We start from the raw sequence: 22,635 nt of genomic DNA on the forward strand, positions 1-22,635 counted from the left end.
TTTGAACTATAAATATTTCCTTATGGCGTTTTTAATGCTTAATAGCCTTACGCTACATGCACAAACCCGCTGGTTTGAGGTTGAATTACTGCTCTTTGAACGTAATGTAAAACTTAGCGATCAAACAGAAAACCTAGGCCAAGATAATATTAAACTGGATTTCTCGCGCAGTATTCCGTTACTCAAAATACCGACGAATGTAGATTGCACACCCGGTCGCAGTTGCCTCGCGAAAAACATTTCAGTCTTAGTCAATAAAGCCAAATTTAACAGTGCGCAAACAGGTTTTGTTTTATTAAGTAATTCGCGCCTACAACTGGCAGCGCAGCGCCTAAGCCTTAAAAGACACTGGTTATTTAAACCCCTTTTACATGCGGTTTGGCGTATGCCGGTTTACAGTCGCAATAATACTCGCCCACTGCGCATTTTTGCGGGTAAAAACTTAGTCAGTGGCCAGAATGCCGACATTAAGTACCTCAATGACAAATGGGAAATTGATGGTAACCTTAAAATTTATTTAGCACATTACTTATACGTTGATAGCCAATTAATCATTCGTAAACGCGTAATGCAAGATATGCCAACGCCAGAGCAACAAGAAGAAAAGGCCGTACTCGACATTGTTAACAGTCAAAATGGGGTGCAAATCATTCGCCCGAGTGACGAGGTAGCGCCGGTGAAACAGGCACAACGAAGCGTGATAAAAGAAGTGCTATTTGATCAAAATAGACGCATGCGTAGCGGAGAGATCCATTACTTCGATCACCCATTAATGGGCATGCTTATCCAAATTAGAAAAATAAAAGCATAAAAAAAAAGTATAAAAAAAAGTCGGCAATATCATTGCCGACTTTTTTCTTCTCACGATCTAATACTTCACTACCTAATCTCTAAATATATAATACCTAATACCTAAATATCTAATCTCTAAATAGCGGGCGAGACGCCCTTTTTATTAAAGACCCTGTACGTATTGCGCATCTGTCGTGCACAGCACGCGCTCATCAAGCTCTTTTTTAGCGTCTTGTTTAGTCGCGCTATCTGCACTTATCAATGCATTAAATAGACGCATTAAATCCGCTTTCTCAACAGACTTTTTGTCGCCCATGCCAATATTGGTTAAATCAATAAAGAACTCATCAAACAACGAAGCTAATTCATCAATAACTTGCAGGTTTAAAAACTGCTCATTATTATAAATACTCGGATAACCGCCCTTTTGTTTATCAACCGCAAACGAGAAGCCTTTTACATTGGTGATCGTCGTGGCTTTTTCACATTTGAGCATACAACCATCTTCAATGGCCGCTTTTTTACAGCCCACCGTTTGTTGAAAGAAACACTGGCGACTGGTCATCATTAAAATGGGATGATAAATGCTATACAGCAATTTAAAATTCTTTGGTCTTTTAATATGTCGCAGTTGTAAATTATTAAGCTCATTTGATATAAACGCGCCACTGCAATCTAACTCTTCTTGTAAGGTCAGTAATGCATGAGAGTTAGTGGTGTTTAAAAATGGCCCCGCTATCCATTGAATACCCATCTTATTGGCAGCAAACGCCACGCCGGTATTATTTGAAACAATTTGTTTAGGCTTGACAACGTCAAGTAAACGCACCGCCTCAAGGTAATCTTTACCAATTAAAACAGCAGGGAACCAAGGGATCAAATGCGGGTGCTTTAAAAACACATCGATATAATAATTGTCATTTTTCTTAAAGCTTTCGGGCAATTTAAAATACATATCGACGCTACTTAACTCACTCAAGTAGATATCATCGACCGAGCTTATCAGCACTGAAAGTTTTGCTTTATTAAATACTTTTGGATGGTTTTCAAGCACCGGCAAGTTTACTGGCGCAATCAGTTTTACTTGGCCGTTGAGTAAGAAAGCCACTTCTTTTTTCATCACAGTCAGCTCTTTAAAGGGCACACTTAAACCTTCATCAAGGGCGCTACAATCGATATTATCGAGTAGATATGCGCCTTGTTTGAACGATTTAAAGCGTTTGTCTAATGCGCCCGCATCAATTGAGCTGTCAGATGCCTTAATTAATAAACTGCTTGAGCTTATTTGATGAGATTGCCCTGAAAAACAAATGCTCACTTTTAATGGTGCGTTTAATTGCCCTGAAAAATGCATGGTTAAGCTTGGTTTAGCAATGCTCAAATGCTTTATTTTAGCGGCAACATCCGCGCTGATAGCATTTTTTTGCTCCACTAAATCTGCCTGCACTTCTTGAATTTGCACAATTGAAATGGCATTTTTTTGAGCGTTAGCATGGGTAAAACTATTATCGCGAGGATTATCGATAAACATGTCTTTGGTCAAATTACCCTGTAAAAATGAATTGGTAAAATCACGGTTAAACACTTTATAAAGTGAACTGTTGTCTTCAATCAAAAGCCCTGTACTGACAAATTCATTCACTTGTTTACGCCAGCTATCCACCACCGTATGTACATATTGCGCGCCTTTAATGCGCCCTTCTATTTTGAGCGAATCAACTCCCGCATCCACTAATGCCGGCAAATCAAAATAGGCAGAGTTATCTTTTAAATTTAAAGGAAAACGGTTTCCAGCAGCGGTTAACTCATATTCATCGCGGCACGCTTGACTGCAACGGCCTCGGTTACCAGAGTTACCCACACTCACAGAGCTTGAATAACATTGCCCCGAAAAGGCAATACATAACGCGCCATGCACAAAGACTTCTGTTAACACTTGATGATCATGAGCAAGCGTCGTTAAGCTCTTAATTTCACCGATATTGAGTTCACGAGACAAGTTTGCACGGCTTGCGCCAATTTTAGCGAGGAATAATATTTGACCTTCATTATGCGTGGTCAATTGTGTTGAGGCGTGTACTAATAGGCTAGGGAAGTATTTTTTAACTAAATTAAACACACCTAAATCTTGCACAATAATGCCATCAATACGTGTATTCACTAATTTATTTAATAATTTAACAACGCCTTTGATTTCGTGCTCTAAAATGACCACGTTAAGGGTTAGAAACACCTCACATTCAAATTCATGAGCAAGGCGAATGATCCCTTGCAGCGCTTCAAATGAGATATTAGTCGCACGATCACGTGCATTAAACATATCTAGGCCACAATAGATGGCATTAGCACCGGCAATAATAGCAGCTTTTATTGCATCAACATCGCCACCGGGTGCTAATAACTCAATTTTCTTACTCATTTTAAACTCGCTCAATCACATTTTAATTTTGAGGCGAGTTTACCTGCATCATTGCAAGATTGATACAGATCATTTATTCCAAGGATTACTCGGATCATACGGCACTTCTTCTTGAGACGCTTTTGGTTTATTAGCACGGCGATCTTTAGGACGATCGTAATCATTGCGTGATGCTTGGTGTTTCTGACGCTTATCTTCACTATACTGTTGATGCGCTGACGCAGCTTTCGCTTGGGAGAGTTCAATAGACTCAACCGTAAGCTCCATTGGAGAGCGGGTCACAATATGTAACGAAAACCCACGTTCACGCGGCAGTAGATCAATTTCATGATCAAGCGGACGAGGCATACGTTTAAAACGTGATAAATAAAAATTCTCTATTTTAATACGCGCCCATTCGGTTTTTTTCAAAAACGTTAAACTACCTTCAATAGAAGGGTTCACTTTAAAGCAGTGAAAACGCATCGCTGTATAGAGAATGGTCCAACCATAGTATTCCACTAATTCTGTGAGTAACACTTCTGTTTTTAATCCATGTAATGGATTGTTCTTTTGTTCTTCAATATTCATTATTTTTCCTAAACATAAAATGCGTGATCAACGCTTAAAAGCGACCCGCTACTTTGTTTTATTTGCAGACATTCTCATGCGCGTTTACTTTAAACAAACAAGCAAATTAAACAAGGCGCGTAGTCTAACTAAAAAAAGCATCGATAGCATCTAACTCACAGTATATTTTTGTAAATTGACCGGAAGATCTACGCTTTGCATTTTTAATTGATTAATGCGCTGTAAATAAGCAGCCCCTTTGAGTAAATGCATCGCAACATCGACCGCACCGCGTTTTTTATAATCTTCTAAATAAGTGCCTTTTACCCATTGATTAAATGCACCAAGACTAGGCCCAGCCCAAATTTGATAATCCATTTCACGGCCTTTTTCACCTTCATTTGACCAGCGAGATGAAAGCCCTAAATACCAACGGAAAATTAATGCCATTTTACGTTTAGGGTGTTGCATCGCCCGTTCAAGCATTTGCGCGTCGCGCTCAGCAAAAAAGGATTGGGTGGTAGACCATACACTTTCTAAACTTTGCCTAAATATTTGTTTCTCTATTTGCTCACGCAGCGGCGCAGGGATCTCATCAATGCTATTGTAATTAACATATATCTCATAGAGTTTATTGGCGCGCATCGCAAACATAGAGCCACGTTTAACCACTTGTAACTTCACGCCCATTTCAAACATATCGGCAGCCGGCGCCATGGTCACGTCCGCCATTTCAACGTTAGATAATAATTTACGGGTATGCTCAGAGGCGCCTGCTTCAACGCACGCTTGATTTACCGAGCCAAGTACAATGTATGCGGCGCCCATATTAAAGGCGGCAAGCACCGCTTCTGGGGTTCCGATACCACCACCGGCACCCACACGTAGAAGGTCTGCATATTGATATTGTGTTTGTATTTCATCACGCAAGGCAATGATCGTCGGTAACAAGGTTAAAAAAGGACGATTATCAGTGTGTCCACCCGAATCGGCTTCTGCCGTAATGTCATCTGCCATCGGCACTTTTAACGCCAGTTCAGCTTGTAACGGCGTTATTTTATTTTGGCTTAATAATTTATCAAGTAACTTTTGAGGTGCAGGTTGCATAAAATGACGCGCTACTTCGGTGCGTGAAATTTTCGCGATCACTTTATTTTTGATGTGCACACTGCCGTCTGCATTTTGGCTTAAGCCTGCCACGCGGTACCAAACAATATGCTCGGTTAAACCTAAATAAGCAGAGGCTTCTACCGTTTCAACGCCCAATTTTAAAAACGTTTGCACGGCGCCACGCTCTAGCGCTTCTTCGGCAGGCGCGTGAATTAAATTAACCGCATAAGGCCCGTTTGGCAGTTGCGCTTGAATGCGTAAAATAGAGTCTTCAATGACCTGAGGGATAAGCCCAGCAGCACCAAAAGAGCAAAGCATCCCCGCTTTACCTAATGCCACCACTAATTCAACCGATGCAATGCCATTTGCCATGGCACCACCGTGATAGGCATATTTTACATTATGCTGCTTTTTAAATTGAGGATCGCCAAGATCGGTTGCCAGTAAGGCTTGCGCAAAAGCTTGCACCGGCACATCGCCGGTCATTGAGGTTTGTTGTAACACCCCTAAATCAGATCCCGATTGCGCAATATAAACAGGCTTATCTAAACACATTAACGCCTCTTTGATCTCGCTACTTTGAGTTTTTATCTGCGCGCTATCAACCTTCCAAGCCCAATCAATATTTTGCACTGCTAATTTTAAAACCGCCATATCTTCCCTTTGTTTTTTGAGAGCCAACACATCGCGCGCACATTGCAGCGCGATGTCTCACACTGTCTTATTTTATGCTTGTTCAATAATGCTCAGCACAATATCTTGCACACTATAAATACGCAAACCATCTTTCGATAAATTGGCATTACCCACTATACGTACTTCATTATCTGTTTTAATAATTTGTGTTATATGCACATCAACACTCATTTGTTTATTAAGTGGCGTGATCTGGCCACGATATTTCCATAAAACCTTGGTTAATGGCGTGCTAAAACGCGGATTTTTAAATTGCGCCCCTAAATCATTTTTAAGTGCATACGTTTGTAATAACTCAATGATAGCTTCAACCCCTAAAGAGCCCGGCATCACTGGATCTTGATGGAAATGATAACGGAAGAACCAATCATCCGCATCAATACAGCGTTCACCATAAATATAACCCAGTTGCTCACTGCCTCCGCCTTCAACAATCGACACTGTGTCTAAGAAGTTAAGCTGACCGCCCGCTAAACAATACTGTTTTTTATCGTCTGCAGGGTGATAAAAAGGTAAGGCTTTATTACTTAAATCAAATACTTCAATATCTTGTGCTGCACTTTTATGCTCAATAAACCAAGGCGTTTGTAATTCACCTTTATCCATACCTAATTGATTGGCGAGTGCGTCCGCACCAAAATAGCCGAACACCGCACTACCTTGATAGAATTTTACCTCATCAACAAAAAGATCAAAGGTAAAGCTTTGTACTATCATGCCCCCAGCCATCGTGGTGCTTAATAAGACAGATTTATTAACAATGGTTTTACCGCGTAAATCAATGTTAATAAGCAACTCACCATTGCCATCAAGATTGCGGAAAAACAGATCTTTTTCAGGATAAACAAGCGTTGTGCCCATATAGCCGGAAATAAAGCCATTGGGTTGCAATGCTATTTCCATTAAGAGTGAATAAGGGATCCAATCTTGCGCATTGTTTTTAGTAAAATACCACGCATCTGCCGGCACATAATATTCAGCCACACAACTGGCCGGTTTCTTTAAATCTAATCGCGTGCCTTGCACGTCAATAACCTGCGTGACAACTTGTAGGTCGCCACAAGGCGTGCGCGGTGGGATGCGTCCTTTATAAACATCAAAATCTTTACCAAAACATTGAGAGATATTACCCGTCGCAAATTCAAACATATGATAAGGCGTAAAAGGCACTGTATCTGGCGTTCTGTTTTGGCCTTTATGCATCGGCGCTGAAAAATGTTTCACCGGTAATACGCCTTTTTCACGGCGCGCATGCGTATCTGACTCGACGCGCATTAAAGGACGACTTGTATTTTTAAAGGGTTGCACGCCTCGCTCATCAAACGCGAGTAAGGGATCATCAATCGCCACCGGCGCTTTCACTAACGCTTTCTTGGTGCGCATTGCGCTCTGTGGTAATTGTAGCGGATAAGGTGAGTTGGCATCTTGCTCAACCATCTCAAGGCATAGGTTTTTAAAATCAACGACCACTTTCCCGTCTAATATAATATCAACATTAGCTTTGATAAACGGACGCGGTGACATGCCCATCGCGGTGACTTCAAGGCGATAGGTTAATGTATTAACTTGCGGGGTAACCTGACCACGACAACGCACTGTTTGCGCCTCGCCACGCATCGGCTGAAAACGCGCATTCTCTAAGTCTTTATGCATGCCAAGCCAAAGCATAAAGAACATCGCAACTTGGCCACAACCTTCTGACATCAATGAGCCTGCCATCACTTGATCGCCTTTAAAGTGACAAGGGAAATACCAATGCTTCGGATCAATATCTTTTTGACCTTCAATAACACCCAGTCCCCAATGCCCGCCATGCGCATCAATCTTAGTAATGCGCTCAATCATTAAGAATTTCTCAGAAGAGAATTTCAGTGACGGATTACGTCCCTGTTGATCATATTCAGATCCCATACAGGCACTGATGTTACCTTTGACCAATTGCATCATTTTTGCGCGATCATAATAAGTATTCTGATTTGGGATCAGCGCATTAAACGTCGATTTTTTCGCTGTGGCAAATTCACGTTTATCTTTGTCGTTATGTACCACACCCTTGCCATCTGCAAGCTCAGCATCGGTAAAGAAACCCGCACAACCATTGCGCATGATCAGTACTTTTTTGTCTCCGACATAACAATCGTAATGGAAAAAGAACAGCAATTGTTCGCCATTTTTTGCATACGAGTCAATATGGATCTCATAACGTAATGTTTCGCCGCCAAAAGACATCTCTTCTAAAAAGGTTAACTCACAATCCAGTAAACGATAAATACGCTCACTTTTATTTTGAAAATCAATACCAATGTAGGAGATCAACATCAAATCACATTGTCCCGACTCCACGGCAACAGACCAAGGGATCTGCCCATCAATTAAAAAGGGAGCATCGACTGGAATATCATATTCGGTAAACATCGATGATTTTTTATATTCATGTATTTGTGCGTCGAGTTTGGTTACCCGACTCACTAAAAGATAATCGGTGGTTGGCAAACGCACACGCCGTGCATAACTGTCGATAATTTTATATTCCGATCCAAATACCTTACTAATATCACCTTCTGCAAACTCAATAAGCGCAGCTTGATCATAAAGTACCTTCTCAGGCTGATTAAAGCGCTCAATAAGTTGTAATGGCGGATAATGATAAGCACTCAAAATCTCAGGTGCTGCGGTGAGAGTTGAAATCGTGGCAGCTTGATGATCGCCACTTAACGCGTTCACTTGTAATTTTATCATGGCGGCAATTTGCTCGCCCGCGACTTTTCGCGCCTCAATAAAAGCACGTTGCGCGTCTGCTTGTTGATATATTTCAGCACTGATCTTAGTTTTAACTTGCGACGTCATGGTAGCTTCCGGTGGAGTAAGGGTTAATGCGCTTAATGGCGCCTTTTTAGTGACTTTTAATAGGTCAATATCAACACGGTTAGATAGCGTGCTCGCGGGTTTATTTTGTAATTGTTGCTTAATAGTTTCAAAAACGCGCATTGAGCGCGCGTCAACAATCGTTTGTTTAATATCGGCGCCGCCAAGATAAATCGGTTTCACTAACGAAAATGCGCTTTTTTTACTGACAACATGCGCAAGTTTTCGCATAGGCTCTGCATTTGAAACAAGCAGATGCGCACAGCTCATATCATGACCTAAACCATTAATCGCGACCTGTTTTGCCTGTTTTGAATTCACTAAAAGCGCCGATTTTATTAAGCTAAACATACCTGATGCATTAAAAAGATGACCAATTTGACGCTTAACCGAATCGGGTTTAACGTGCGGGTAAAGTTGCGTAAAGGCTTCTGTCTCCGCAGCATTATCTGCTTCAAAACCACTGGCAAAGGCTTCCACATGATCTATCTCGTTGGCGCTGATGCTTGCTAATTGGCACGCCTTTGCGCTCGCTTTTTTGATGGCTTTGGCATCACTGCCGGGTGCAAAACTAATTGCGTCAAGTTGCGCGTAACGTGCATCATTGAGCTCACTACGACGTAATACAATGGCGCCCGCACCTTCACCGAGTAACCACTCTTTATTACGCAGCGGATCAGCATGGCTTGATGCATTTTCACTGACTGGGCCATAGCGCTGACGCAAACTGACATTTTCAAATGATCCCGCCAAATCAACACTGGCAATCAACACCGCTTCAACATCCGAGGTTGCAAATAAGCTTTGCGCAATTTGTAAGCAACGATAAACAGAGTTCTCTTCACTTGAAACCGTAAAAGCGGGCCCTGAAAAGTCCCACAATGCAGAGATACGCGACGCCATTAAGTTACCAATAAAACTCGTATATTGGTTTAACTGCGCTGGCGATGCAATGCTCTCTTTGGCAATATTAATAAGCTCTGCGCGTTGCAGCTCCGTTAATGTAATGCCCTGCTCTTTTAAGCTTTGCTCAATTTGCGTACTTAAATTAACGCGTCCACGATATTGATGAATATCGAGCTCCATGCCCATTGCCACGAGTACGGCAACATTACTCCCTTCTGTTAACGCCCCATCTTTGGCTGCATTATCAGCCACTTTCATCATCATTAATTGTTGCGGTATCAAACAATCTTGCGCATTAGGTGGCACTTTAAAACGTAAGAAGTCGATATCAAACTTTTCAATATAGCCACCTTTCGGCGCTTTCTTTAAGCCTAACGTACGCATCACTTGTGCGTCATTTTGTATGCCTTTCCAACGCTTCGGTGGTAATTCTATAAATGTGTTTTTATTGCTTTTGAGTAACGCGTCAAATGCCACAATCGAGTCAACACCCGAAAGTAAACAGTCCATGCCCACAATACTCATTAATGCACGTGGCTTAGGCTGATTAAAACGTTTAATAAAGGGTGCGTCTGCGCCCTCTAATACCAAATGTGCATTACTGCCCCCAAAACCAAAAACGCTCACGCCGGCAACGAGAGGCTTGCCATTTTTGCTTTCCCAGTTCACGGTATCCGTTGGGATTTGTGCTTGTGTTAAATAACCAAGCTTGGTTTTAATGGCATTTTTTAAACTGATCGTGGCAGGAATTTTACCCTTATTGAGCGCATAAATAGCTTTCGTCATGCCGGGCATGCCGGCAGCTGTCAATAAGTGTCCTAAGTTTGATTTGGCCGAGCCTAATAAAGGTTTAGTGTTATATTTAGAAAAGAAAACCTCCATTGAATTAAGCTCAACGTTATCGCCTTTTGGCGTCCCCGTCGTATGGCATTCGATATAGCCAACATCGCTCGGTGACACATTCGCATCCGCATAAGCGCGCTCATAAGCAAGTACCTGCCCTTTGCTACTCGGACTTAAAATAAACTCCCCTTTGCCATCATTAGATAAGGCGCCACCTTTAATAATAGCGTGAATAGTATCGCCATCACGCAGTGCGTCACTGTGGCGTTTTAACACCATCATGCCCGCGCCTTCGCCGGCAAAAAGGCCTTTTGAGGCACTATCAAACGGGGCGTGTTTATTATTATCTGGAAACGCTTGGAAAATAGAGAAGCCCATGTTCACAAACATAGGATCAGCCCCGGATACTGCGCCCGCAAGCATCATATCTGCCTCACCCGTATGCAGCATGTCACATGCAAGCTTCAAGCTATAACAAGATGATGCACAAGCGGCATCTAAAGAGAAATGCGCCCCACCTAAACCGGCTACTTTTGCCAATAATGCTGAGGGATAACCCGCGATCAATGCATTATCTGCTTCAATCTTTCTCGGCGCCGTGAAGTTTTTCAATTTAAAGTCACGGTGCGTAATGCTTTGCAGTGCTTGCTCTACGACGTGATGATAAAAAGGTAAAAACAGATGATTGGACGACCGCGTAGGAAACGATAAATTACCCAAGATCAGTCCACATTGTTGCAAACTCGCACTGCCCCAATAGCCCGCATTTTTTAAGGCCTGCTCGGTAACATATAAGCCCCATTTATTGAGTTCATCGAGTCCCATTAAGTAATCAGCATCAAAACCATGATCCACAAAGGAGGAAACATCAAAGTTAAAGTTACGAATATAACCACCGTACATACAATAAAATTTATCGACGTCACCTTTTTTACCCAAATATTCTAAGGGATCAACGCCCATCTCTTGCTCAGTGATCTTACTGCGTAGATCTTGCTTGTTTAATAACTGCTCCCAAAACGCATCCGGCTGACTGGATCCTGGGAAAAGATTTGCAATACCTACAATGGCTATGTTTTCCATAAATTCTCTCTTTTGTAACAGCAAATAGGCTTGTGTCTCTCACCTGTGTGGTCGACATCGAAGCACATTTTTTTTTATTATTTATTATTTAACATTTATTATTTAACATTTATTATTTAACATTTACTATTTAATTAATGACCCACTAAAAAAGCGATCAATGTTCAGGGTGACACCAAAACTTAATAATTTTGCCACCGCGCGCAGCAAAGTCAGATGCTGATCGGTGCCTTTTACGTTTACTGGCACACTGATATGTGCACTTTGTGTTTGCTCTTTTAATATTTTATCGGTCCAACCTGACAGCGAACGGCCCGCCCCCATCTCAATATAAACATTGACGTCTTTTTTCGCTAACGTATTAATTAATCGAGGAAAATCCACTGGCGAGCATAAACCCTTAGCGATGCTAATGGAAATTGCTTTTTGGTGCTGAGGGATAGGTAAATAACACGAACTAGATAACATCTTCGTGCTAATGCGCGCATTCACGGGCATCGAATATAACGCCAGCATCTCATCATATTGTAAAGTTGCCGGTGCGCAGTGAATTGCGTTTGTCATATTAAGCGCTATCGCGCGCACCCCTAAGCGTTTGCATAGCGCCAAACAATGCTCAGGAAAACCGGCTATCAACAGGCTCGAAGGCGTATTAATAATGGTAATATAGACGCGATCAGAGGCGTTAATGGCTGCGCTTACTTGTGCATGGTTACCTTTAATGGCATACGTTTCCCAAATTGGCGCCGCCTTTTCATCAATACTATCACTGAGTTTCCAGAGCTTACGTACGCTACGTAATTCATTAGATAATTGATGATTAAAGGTGTCTGAATGCGCTAAACGTGCACTCATATCGCCAGGGCGTTGCCAGCAACCAAGGGCTGCAAACATACTCACCTCACCCATACTGTAACCACAAGCATGGGTCGCTTTTACCTGTAAAACTTGCTCAAAAATAGCGGTCAAAACGCACGCATAGCCCACACCTGCTTCGGCAATGTTTGCCAATTCATTGCGTAAATCTAAATCTAATTTATTTAGCTCTGCAACGCTAAGCGCGCAGATACTGCGTGGATTTAATAACCGGTCTTTAAGCGCTTCACTAATATTGCTTGAAAGCGCTAAAACGTTAGGGTAAATCTCCGGAAACATTTGCAGTAACAAGGTGCCAAAACCAATATAGGTCGCACCAATACCGGGGTATAAAAAAGCGACATTTGCATTTTCATCCGGGGTGCTTGAAAAATAACTGCCCTTAGGGGTTTTCCACGGCGTTTTATTGATAAATGCTTGGCCAATACCACGTAATGCTAATGCTTTTTCTGCGCTCAATTGCGCCATTGAATCGGCAATTAACACTAAGGTATAACGCTGTTTTTGCAGTTGATAGCGACTATATAACTCACCCGCCAGGGCGTTAAAAGAGGCTAGCTGATTGAGTGCACTCGATGTATCAAGTGTCTTTAATTTATCTATTAATGCATCAACATTGTCTGCACTGATAATAAATAAGCGATTAGGTAAGTGACTATTAAAACCATTTTGATGCACTAAGCCATCTTCATGGGCGCTCATTATTAAATGCGTATACTGCGTCTCATCTAATAAACTCAGCGCATTATGGCGCACTTTATCAGCCTCGTTACTAAAGACGGGGGCAGCTTTTGCCAAAAAATAAAAAGGAGAGTCTTGCCAAGCAGCTAACGCGTTATCGATTGGCCCGTCCCAATTAACGATAGCCGGACGATAGCGTTGATATAAAGCCAGTGCGCTATGCATTAATGCCATCAGTTGCGATAAATCAGCATTGTCACCTAACACACTCTTTTGACAACTGATTGCCGTGTGCATTTTTTCGGTGTGCTGATATGCCTGCAAAATACCTTGTTGCTCGGCGTCTCTTAAACTTGTCTGCGAACAGGCAGAGACTTCCAGCGTACAAATATCCCGACTGTTTAAATCATTATGGCGCAGCGACGTTGTAATAATATTTTCGATATTATCACGCGATCCCCATGCCATATTATCAAGCGTTGCATAACAGGTGCAGGCAGACTCAAGGGCTACTTGTGTATTCATTAATAAGACGCAAGCGGCGCCTTGGCGTTTACTATAATGGCTAAAATCACGCGAAAAACTGATATTGGCAGGTGCATCGAGCGCCTCATCAATATCTGACATAGCAATGATCAAAACGCGACGCGTATTAAGCGCGCCTTTTTTTGTAATAGCCGATGCGCGTATTAACGCCTCGGTAAGCGTGCGCGTAGACTCAGTTTGCACATGTTGCTGCTTTATCAAAGTAGACAGAGGCTCACTAAATGTGCCAATCAGTAGCACCACGACTTGATCGCTTACTAATGCGTTGGCGCGCAGCACTTCATCTATCAAATCCAAAACAGCAGGCGCTGCATCCGTAACGGGCATATCGCCCTCAGGCAGCGTTAAACGCGTCCCGACATAAAGCGCGGTTGCAACATTATCAATGCCCGGAGCCCCCGTAAACGTGCTGGCAAAGCCAACCACGGATAAGGGTAAATGGATCACCTGCGCAGTCACTAAGGTGCTACCTTTTTAAACAAATCATTAAGGCTTTTATTGGCCGTCACTTGCACCCCTTTTAAAGATGCAAATACCTGCTTTTGCGCATCCATTAAGAGCACATCTGCACTGATTTTTTTATTACGCTTATTCTCTTGCACGCTCAGTAATAAGTAAAAAGGCGTATCCAACGGCGCTGGCGCATAAACTTGCCAATGCTGCGTTGCGGTTGGCAGAGAGCCTAAACCTAGCTCTTTACGCACCCAAACCAATAAAGCTTGATAAACCAAATCATTGGCAAAAATGTTAGATTTTTCAACATCAAAATCACCTTGTACTTGACGCACCGATGACGCTACCAAGCAACTGAGTAACAAGCCTTTTTCATCACACGCTAATACGCCTTTAATACCTTGTAAACTTGGCCCATGAAATAAGGTGCCATCATCGTATAAGGTATGTGTTTGCGCCGTTAGTGCCGGTAAATCTTGGCTGTAAACAGGTTGTTCTTTTTTGTTTTTCGTTAAGTGCAGTGTGGCGCCATAATGAGCAACGGATAGTCCCGCCTCATTTTTAGAGCTGATGCGCACGCTGACAAGCAGCTCATCTTGCTCGGCTTTAAGCGTTTTACACTCAATGCCATACTGCTCTTTTTGCGACCCATCAAAAATGATGCCTTTAAAGAGTTTATAATCTTGCAGCCCTGCATACTGATAGTCCGCATGCATACTTAAGACCGCCTCTTGCATCCAAGCAATAGCACAAACCGTAGGTAATACGGCATTTTGTGCGATTTTATGATCCTGTAAAAAAGGATTGTTAGCCACACTAATAGGTTTAACTAGGTGACTAACTTGTGGCTTTTTTACAGCGTTGTCGCTCTTTGGTGCGCCTGCCATATCATTGCCCACTAATATTTGTGGACTTCTATTTTCAATACAGGCCAGCTCATTCACTAATAACTGCGCGCCAGAGGCAACCGGAATAATATACACACCGCGTTTTTTAAACATTTCTTTTAGAGCAGGTGTCACCATGCCTCCATCCCAAGGGCCCCAGTTAAAACTTAACACTTGCGCTTTAGGGTATAAACTTTTAAAGCGATAAGCCGTTTTATTTAAAATGTCATTGGCAATGGCATAATCTGATTGGCCCGGATTACCGTAAAAACCGGCAGCCGATGAAAACAAGACCAGATGCTTGATCTTCGCAAGATCACAACAATTAAGTAAAGATCCTAAGCCTTGTATTTTAGTTGAATACACCGACTCAAAATCTTTTAATGTCTTTTGTTCAATCAGTTTATCCGCCAATACGCCAGCACCATGAATAATACCGCTAATATCTCCCCATAACTGGGTGATAGGCAGCACCGCATTTTCAACAGCGTCGCTATCGGTGACGTCCGCACTCACATATTCCACTAACGAGCCTAAAGCTTGTATGGCCTGTAATGTTTCTGAAATTTCACGTGATGACAATAGTGGTTTGATCAATTTATTTAACGCCATTGGCGTCGCTTTTACGCCACGTTCAATCAAAATTTGCATACCCGCTTTTTTCAAAGCAACCGGGTCGTTAATACCCTGCGCCCAAAGTGGCTCATTTGCATCATATTCAGATCGCCCTAATAATATAAATTTACATTGGTACTGCGCAGCAAGGCGGATAGCGCATTGCGCCGTCACCCCTTTCGCGCCACCGCTCACCAAAAACAAAGCGTCTTTATTAAGATGCGTTCCCGATGTTAATGCGTAACTGTCGGTTAGCTCTGAGCTTGGCGTTAAACGCCCTTTTTCATCAAAACCTACTTCAACAGGCATGACCGATTTATCATTAAATTCATTAAAAAGACAATTTGCGACTTTTTCAGGCGTCCAATCAGACGCGACATCAATGGCGCGGCAAAAAACATGTGGCCATTCTAAATGTAATGTCTTCACGAGTGCGCAAAGTCCGCCTTGCACCATATCTGCATCAACGGGCACATCTTTGAGCATGAATCGTCCACCTTGGCGCGTTAACACCAAAAACGATGAACGGACATCATTACTCTCTGCGTTTTTTCCTAAGCCACTTAATTTGGCCAATAAAAAGGCAAGTTGTAAGCCTTGTTTACTACGCTCAGGGTAAGTAATGCTAGGCACGCTCATTTTCGGATGTAAGTAAACAATACTATGCCAGCACTTTTGCACGCTTAAAATGCTCTGTAGCTCTGGCTCCGATAATGCGCTTAGGGTGACAATATTAATGTTTTCTGCAAATTTTCGCGTAGCATCCGCTTCAACCCAAGCTGCTTGTAATAATGTAATACTCCAACCTTGTTGCGCTAATTTATCCGCTAATAATGACGTATTTGGCTCTCCATCATCCACTAATAATAAATGCTGACCGTCTACTGAGGTTGCCTCATTAAATGCATCATCTATGTATTTCAGACTGACTATTCGACTTGGTGCGGGCACAAAATCGATATCAAACTTTTTTGGCGCTATTGCAACCGGCGTCGTTAGTGGTAATGTTTTTTCTATTGCTAGCACGTCTGTCGGCGCGGCAACCTCTTGCATATAATTTACAATCTCACCCAAGGTGCGAAGCTCTGCTAACGCCATTGCGTCAAGCTCCGGTAAATGAGTGATTTCATCTTGCACTGCGCCCAGTATTTCAACGCGTTTAATGGAATCAATCCCTAAGTCTGCTTCCATATCCATGTGCATCTCTAGCATCTCAGCGGGATAACCTGTTTTATCAGCTACTACGCTAAGCATCACTTTCTCAATGCTCTTAAGATCAAAGCTTGCAGTTGCGGCGGGGGTAGATGTAGATGCTGACATTTCGGCATTTTCAGTACTCGGCGCTTGTGCTTGCATATAACTTACAATTTCACCCAAGGTGCGAAGCTCTGCTAACGCCATTGCGTCAAGCTCCGGTAAGTTAGTGATTTCATCTTGCACTGCGCCCAGTATTTCAACGCGTTTAATCGAATCAATCCCTAAGTCTGCTTCCATGTCCATGTGCATCTCTAGCATCTCAACCGGATAACCGGTTTTATCAGCTACTACGCTGAGCATCACTTTTTCGATGCTTTTAAGATCAAAGCTTACCGTTACTGCTGGTGTAGATGTAGATGCTGACATTTCGGTATTTTCAGCACTTGCGCTCGGCGCTTGTGCTTGCATGTAACTCACAATCTCGCCTAAGGTGCGAAGCTCTGCTAACGCCATTGCGTCAAGCTCCGGTAAGTTAGTGATTTCATCTTGCACTGCGCCCAGTATTTCAACGCGTTTAATCGAATCAATCCCTAAGTCTGCTTCCATGTCCATGTGCATCTCTAGCATCTCAACCGGATAACCGGTTTTATCTGCTACTACGCTGAGCATCACTTGCTCGATACTTTTAAGATCAAAGCTTTTAAGATCAACGCTTGCAGTTACCACTGGCGTTGCTGCTGGTGTAGATGTAGATGCTGGCATTTCGGCATTTTCAGTACTCGGCGCTTGTGCTTGCATGTAACTCACAATCTCGCCTAAGGTGCGAAGCTCTGCTAACGCCATTGCGTCAAGCTCCGGTAAGTTAGTGATTTCATCTTGCACTGCGCCCAGTATTTCAACGCGTTTAATGGAATCAATCCCTAAGTCTGCTTCCATATCCATGTGCATCTCTAGCATCTCAACCGGATAACCAGTTTTATCAGCGACTACGCTGAGCATCACTTGCTCGATGCTCTTAAGATCAAAGCTTTTAAGATCAACGCTTGCAGTTGCCACTGGCGTTGCTGCTGGTGTAGATGTAGATGTAGATGCTGGCATTTCAACACTCGGCGCTTGTGCTTGCATGTAACTTACAATTTCGCCTAAGGTGCGAAGCTCTGCTAACGCCATTGCGTCAAGCTCCGGTAAGTTAGTGATTTCATCTTGCACTGCGCCTAATATTTCAACGCGTTTAATTGAATCAATCCCTAAGTCTGCTTCCATATCCATGTGCATCTCTAGCATCTCAACCGGATAACCGGTTTTATCAGCTACTACGCTGAGCATCACTTGCTCGATGCTCTTAAGATCAAAGCTTGCAGATACCACTGGCGCGATCGTTGCTGTATTCGCTGATGCTGGCATTTCAGCACTCGGTGCTTGTGCTTGCATGTAACTCACAATCTCGCCTAAGGTGCGAAGCTCTGCTAACGCCATTGCGTCAAGCTCAGGTAAATTAGTGATTTCATCTTGCACTGCGCCGAGTATTTCAACGCGTTTAATAGAGTCAATCCCTAAGTCTGCTTCCATGTCCATGTGCATCTCTAGCATCTCAACCGGATAACCGGTTTTATCAGCCACAACACTAAGCATCACTTGCTCAATAGTTGAAATATTAATGCTATTTTCAATAATAGGTGCTTGAATCGGCGTTTGAATAGGTGCTTGTACTGGCGCAGGCGCTACAACACTTGGCATTGCCACTGGCGTAACAGGAACTGGCATTTTCTCTTGCATCACTACCGTCGATGCAATGTGTGGCTCAACAAGTTTCGCAGCTAAAGGCGCGCTCGAAGCACTGCTTGGCATCACGCGAGGGGTTTCGCAGGCGCGGCTTAGCATCTGACTCATGTTAGCCGTTTGATTATTTAAGTAGCTTTCATGTACGCGAAGCGTTTCTAGCTGAAACTGGTGATATAAACCCAATGTTTTATCTAAGCTTTCAGGCAACTCCGACTGACCGGCTTGACTGGCCAGTACATTTTGGAAGGTTTTAGCGTAATCTTTCGGACCTTGCATATAAGCTTCGTGCACATTGAGCAACTGCGTTTGATGCGCAACAAATTGTTGTACGCTACGCTCGATAGCAGAGCCTATATCAGCTGAACATGGCGCAAGTTGCCCTGCTGGTAATTCTCCACGCTCAACATAAACTATTTTTTCAACTTCCACGATCTTTTCAATGATCACTTCTTTGATCACTTCTTTTTCAATGATTTGAGGCTGCATCGAAGAAAGCGTCCAATCATCGTTAAGTGCATCAGAAAATGCTTTTTTAGTTTTAGGTGACACATAAGACGCACCGGTTAATTTCATCATTAACGGTGATTTTTTCGGCGCAATAAGCGGACGAGAAACCGCGCTATATGGGTCAATATCATTTAGCTCTAAGCCTAATACTGCAAGCTCAACCGCTGCGAGGCGCAACTGTATATCCGATGATTTTTTAGGGTTACTGTTTAATGCAATGCATTGCACGTCGTTTTGGTCTTCTAAAATATTAGCGACTAAACGGCTTAATACATTCTTAGGACCAAATTCAATAAAGATACGCCCACCTGCTGCATATAGATTCTCTATCTCTTCTTTAAAATGCACACTTTCTAAAATATGTTTTTTTAAGGCGCGCTTAATTTCAGCCCCTTTTGTAGGATGTGCTTGGGCACTTGCATTTGAAAACACAGGGATATTAGGCGCATGAAACTTCACGCTATCAATGACTTTAGCAAATGGTTTTTGCGCATGTTTTACTAAATCAGTATGAAATGCAGCAGATACTGGTAATTTTACAACTTTATAGCCTTCGCTTTGTAACTGCGTAAACGCAAGCGCTATGTCCGCCGTTGCGCCAGCAATAACCACTTGTTGTTTTGAATTATAATTAGCAATCGACACGCCTTTTATGCTTTCAATACTCTGCGCGACTTTAGCAGCGTCGCCCATGACAGCAAGCATCGTACCGGCATCAAAATCTTCATCATCCGGCGTTGCCATGGCAGCACCACGACTACGGGCAAGCAACATGTAATCATCATCTTCAATGACGCCGGCAGCCCAAAGCGCCGTTAATTCACCAAAACTATGGCCCGCAGCGAAATCTATTTTTAGTCCCGCTTGCTTTAAAATATTAAACAAGCCCATGCTAAAGGTGCCAATAGCAGGCTGTGCATTTTGTGTTAAACGTAACGTTTCTTCTTGTACTTGGCGCGCCTGCGCCGAAAATACAGGAATAGGAAATAATGTTTTCGATAATTGCGCTACACCTGCATCGGTAAATGAGGTATCCATTTTTGCGCTAGAGGCTAACATAGAGGGGAAGTTACAAGTTAAATCACGTCCCATATTAATGTATTGTGAGCCCTGGCCCGAAAATAGCGCCACGACATTGCCTTGTACATCCAGTCCACAATGACGGTAATAAAGCCCACTTTCTTTACGAAACTCTAAGACATCTGCCTTTTTAAGCTCAATAATAATAAGATTTAACGCAGCCAGCGCTTGCGTTGCATCTTTGGCGACAAACCCGCAACGCGCCTCGTTTTTTGGCACGGCTTTTACGGGGTTTTCAGTTAATAACACATTAAACGCATAGGCTTGTAAATCACTCTCTACATTTAATGCTTGCACATAAGCACTAAGCGACACAAGTAATGCGTTTTTATCCGTTGCACTGATCAAAATAGATTGAGGCACATGATTTAGACGATATTTACGATCGTGATGCGCCTTATATTCTTCTAATACGAAATGGAAGTTTGTGCCCCCAAAACCAAACGAACTTACCCCGGCAAGGCGTTTAATACCGTCCGCACGTGGCATCCAAGGACGCGTTTCGTTATTAATGTAAAAAGCTGACTTTTCAATCTCTAAATTAGGATTTGGTAAATCTACATTGATGGTTGCGGGTAACACTTTATGATGCAATGCCAATGACGCTTTAATAATACCCGCTGTACCCGCGGCTGCCTTAGTATGGCCAATTTGTGATTTGATCGTGCCCAATGCAATGTGTTGAGATCCGCCATCAGACTGACTAAACATCATTTTTAACGCAGAAAATTCCGCAGAATCACCGGCTTTAGTGCCCGTTCCATGCGCTTCAATAAGCCCACAAGTCATCGCATCAGCGCCCGCATCATTATAAGCGCGTTGTAACGCTTTAACTTGTCCAGAAGGACGTGGTGCGTAAATAGATTTGAAACGTCCATCAGATGAACTACCAATCCCTTTAATAACCGAATATATTTTATCGCCATCACGCTCAGCATCTTCTAAGCGTTTTAAAGCGATCATTCCTACGCCTTCACCAATCATCATACCGGATGAGTCTTTATCAAAAGGACGAATATCATCACCCTCTGTAAATGCCGGTGTTTTCGAAAAAGAAAGGTACATAAAAGGTGAGTTATCACAACACACACCACCTGAGATCATCATGTCAGAGCGATACTCTAACAGCTCTGAAACCGCCATTTTAATCGCTGCTAGCGATCCTGCACAGGCAGCATCGACGACGCAGTTCATACCACCAAAATCAAAACGGTTCGCAATACGCCCCGCTATCACATTGCCGAGCATGCCCGGAAATGAATTTTCTTGCCAAGGAATATACGCTTTTTTAAATTTAGACAATATCATCTCACGATCAGGTGCATTAACACCCGACGCTTTTAATACTTTATCTAAGATAGGGGTTTGTAAGCGAGCGGTTAGCTGTGAGCTTTGTTTTTGCCCACCACCCACACCAAGTGTGATACCAATTTTATCGCGATCATACGCTTTCTCATCGCTTATCCCTGCATCTGCAAGTACATCACGTGCCACGACTAATGACATTAATTGACTAATATCTGTTAATTCTAAAATGTTAGGCGGAAGACCAAACTCCATCGGATCAAAGTCAATGCCCGGTAAAAAACCACCGCGTTTACAGTATGTTTTATCTTCAGCACTTTTATCACTGGAGTAATAATCATCAACCGCCCATCTGTCTTCAGGGATATCCTTAATGCCATTGACTGAATTAACAATATTGTCCCAAAATTGGTCCAAATTTTTTGTTTCAGCAAAAACCGACGCCATACCGACAATAGCGATAGGACACTCTTGTAAGCGCGAGTTTAACTTTTTATCTTGCGCTGCATCCGTGATGTTTGAGTCTTTCTTGGTAGACATATTATTACTCCAGTTAAAATTTGTTTGCATTTTCGATTTCCGATTTATTATTATTTTTATCTGTTAATAACCGAAAACGACTTAAAAATTCATTATAGTTTTTGACCAATAAACGGCGTAGCTGATATGGCCCTTTAGTAAGTACATAGGTAATGTAACGCTGGGCAGCTTGGTATTCGTCACCGTTGTAATAGAGGTCAACATAGATCCAATGGCTGTGTAGATCATGGGCCATTAAAAATGAGATCTTGGTATCTTTGCTCGTATTTAAACAATCGGGAAGTGTGATCACATAAACTTGTACGACATCTTTTGCCGTTAATGTAGCAAGCGGTAACGTCGTATCATCCATCATTTGTTGACGCATTTGATTTAACACATCGCTCATTGCTTGCGGTGAAACAACCGAGTTGAACACCGTACTTGAGGTGCTTTCTTCAATACTGATAGGGGTATAAGAGGCGTCGTCTTGCTGCTCTTTTAAATTTTTCATATCCGTTAAACGCGAGACACCATGTCGCTTTAAGCAACGTTGCAAGCCCGCACGTGACGTATTGCTATTAATAAATGTTTTACATACATAGAGTAATTCATCTAAAGAAAGCTTTAAACGCAAGCGCAAATGCACAATAACGTACTGTTCAGGTAAACTTAACTTAGTATTGAGTTGCTTGGGGAGGTGAGAAACATCTTCTGTGCTGGCCCGCTTTCGCCATTTTCGCACCGTAGATTCTGATACTTTTAATAAGCGAGCGAGCACCGCAGTCGCTAAGTCAGAATGATGTATAAAGGCGCGCACTTCAGGGGTTGTCGTGGCGTTCTTATGCTGTTTTGTCATCGCATCTAGGCCCAAATTAAGTATAAAAGCACAGAGCTAAGCACTTATCTTCCGTTAGAAGCTCT

The 22,635-nt window shown here is 42.6% G+C and carries 8 protein-coding genes; 1 reads left to right on the forward strand and 7 read right to left on the reverse strand.

All coding sequences use genetic code 11. The features are described from left to right. Positions 1 to 34 precede the first annotated feature (34 nt). Complete coding sequence (locus PCNPT3_RS06970; RefSeq protein ID WP_015465169.1) at positions 35 to 811, forward strand: peptidoglycan binding protein CsiV; 777 nt, start codon at positions 35 to 37, stop codon at positions 809 to 811. Positions 812 to 955: 144 nt separating this feature from the next. Here the strand turns inward: PCNPT3_RS06970 and PCNPT3_RS06975 are convergent, their stop codons facing one another. The 7 genes from PCNPT3_RS06975 to PCNPT3_RS07005 form a co-directional block, all read right to left on the reverse strand. Then, a complete protein-coding gene (locus tag PCNPT3_RS06975; protein WP_015465170.1) occupies positions 956 to 3,211 on the reverse strand; it encodes a peptidase U32 family protein in 2,256 nt (751 codons plus the stop codon). 69 nt (positions 3,212 to 3,280) lie between these two features. After that, positions 3,281 to 3,781, reverse strand: coding sequence for a VF530 family DNA-binding protein (locus tag PCNPT3_RS06980; protein WP_015465171.1), 501 nt, complete (start codon positions 3,779 to 3,781; stop codon positions 3,281 to 3,283). A gap of 150 nt (positions 3,782 to 3,931) precedes the next feature. Further along, positions 3,932 to 5,524 carry a PfaD family polyunsaturated fatty acid/polyketide biosynthesis protein gene (locus PCNPT3_RS06985; protein ID WP_015465172.1) on the reverse strand — a complete coding sequence of 531 codons (1,593 nt, stop codon included), beginning with the start codon at positions 5,522 to 5,524 and terminating at the stop codon, positions 3,932 to 3,934. A gap of 72 nt (positions 5,525 to 5,596) precedes the next feature. Beyond that, on the reverse strand, positions 5,597 to 11,263 hold the full coding sequence (locus PCNPT3_RS06990; RefSeq protein ID WP_015465173.1) for a hotdog fold thioesterase: 5,667 nt from the start codon (positions 11,261 to 11,263) through the stop codon (positions 5,597 to 5,599). A gap of 126 nt (positions 11,264 to 11,389) precedes the next feature. After that, a complete protein-coding gene (locus PCNPT3_RS06995) occupies positions 11,390 to 13,825 on the reverse strand; it encodes a PfaB family protein (protein WP_015465174.1) in 2,436 nt (811 codons plus the stop codon). Then, on the reverse strand, positions 13,825 to 21,762 hold the full coding sequence (locus PCNPT3_RS07000; protein ID WP_015465175.1) for a type I polyketide synthase: 7,938 nt from the start codon (positions 21,760 to 21,762) through the stop codon (positions 13,825 to 13,827). Before PCNPT3_RS07000 ends, PCNPT3_RS06995 begins: the two co-directional genes overlap by 1 nt. Next, entirely contained in the window at positions 21,746 to 22,570 is an 825-nt protein-coding gene (locus PCNPT3_RS07005; RefSeq protein ID WP_015465176.1) for a transcriptional regulator, read from the reverse strand. The genes PCNPT3_RS07000 and PCNPT3_RS07005 overlap by 17 nt, the downstream gene beginning before the upstream one ends. Positions 22,571 to 22,635: the final 65 nt, after the last annotated feature.

The organism is Psychromonas sp. CNPT3 (assembly GCF_000153405.2).
GTDB lineage: Bacteria > Pseudomonadota > Gammaproteobacteria > Enterobacterales > Psychromonadaceae > Psychromonas.

Coding starts and splice junctions, on each gene's coding strand:
- PCNPT3_RS06970 (WP_015465169.1), top strand. CDS start 35: ATGCTTAATAGCCTTACGCTACATGCACAAACCCGCTGGTTTGAGGTT.
- PCNPT3_RS06975 (WP_015465170.1), bottom strand. CDS start 3,211: ATGAGTAAGAAAATTGAGTTATTAGCACCCGGTGGCGATGTTGATGCA.
- PCNPT3_RS06980 (WP_015465171.1), bottom strand. CDS start 3,781: ATGAATATTGAAGAACAAAAGAACAATCCATTACATGGATTAAAAACA.
- PCNPT3_RS06985 (WP_015465172.1), bottom strand. CDS start 5,524: ATGGCGGTTTTAAAATTAGCAGTGCAAAATATTGATTGGGCTTGGAAG.
- PCNPT3_RS06990 (WP_015465173.1), bottom strand. CDS start 11,263: ATGGAAAACATAGCCATTGTAGGTATTGCAAATCTTTTCCCAGGATCC.
- PCNPT3_RS07000 (WP_015465175.1), bottom strand. CDS start 21,762: ATGCAAACAAATTTTAACTGGAGTAATAATATGTCTACCAAGAAAGAC.
- PCNPT3_RS07005 (WP_015465176.1), bottom strand. CDS start 22,570: ATGACAAAACAGCATAAGAACGCCACGACAACCCCTGAAGTGCGCGCC.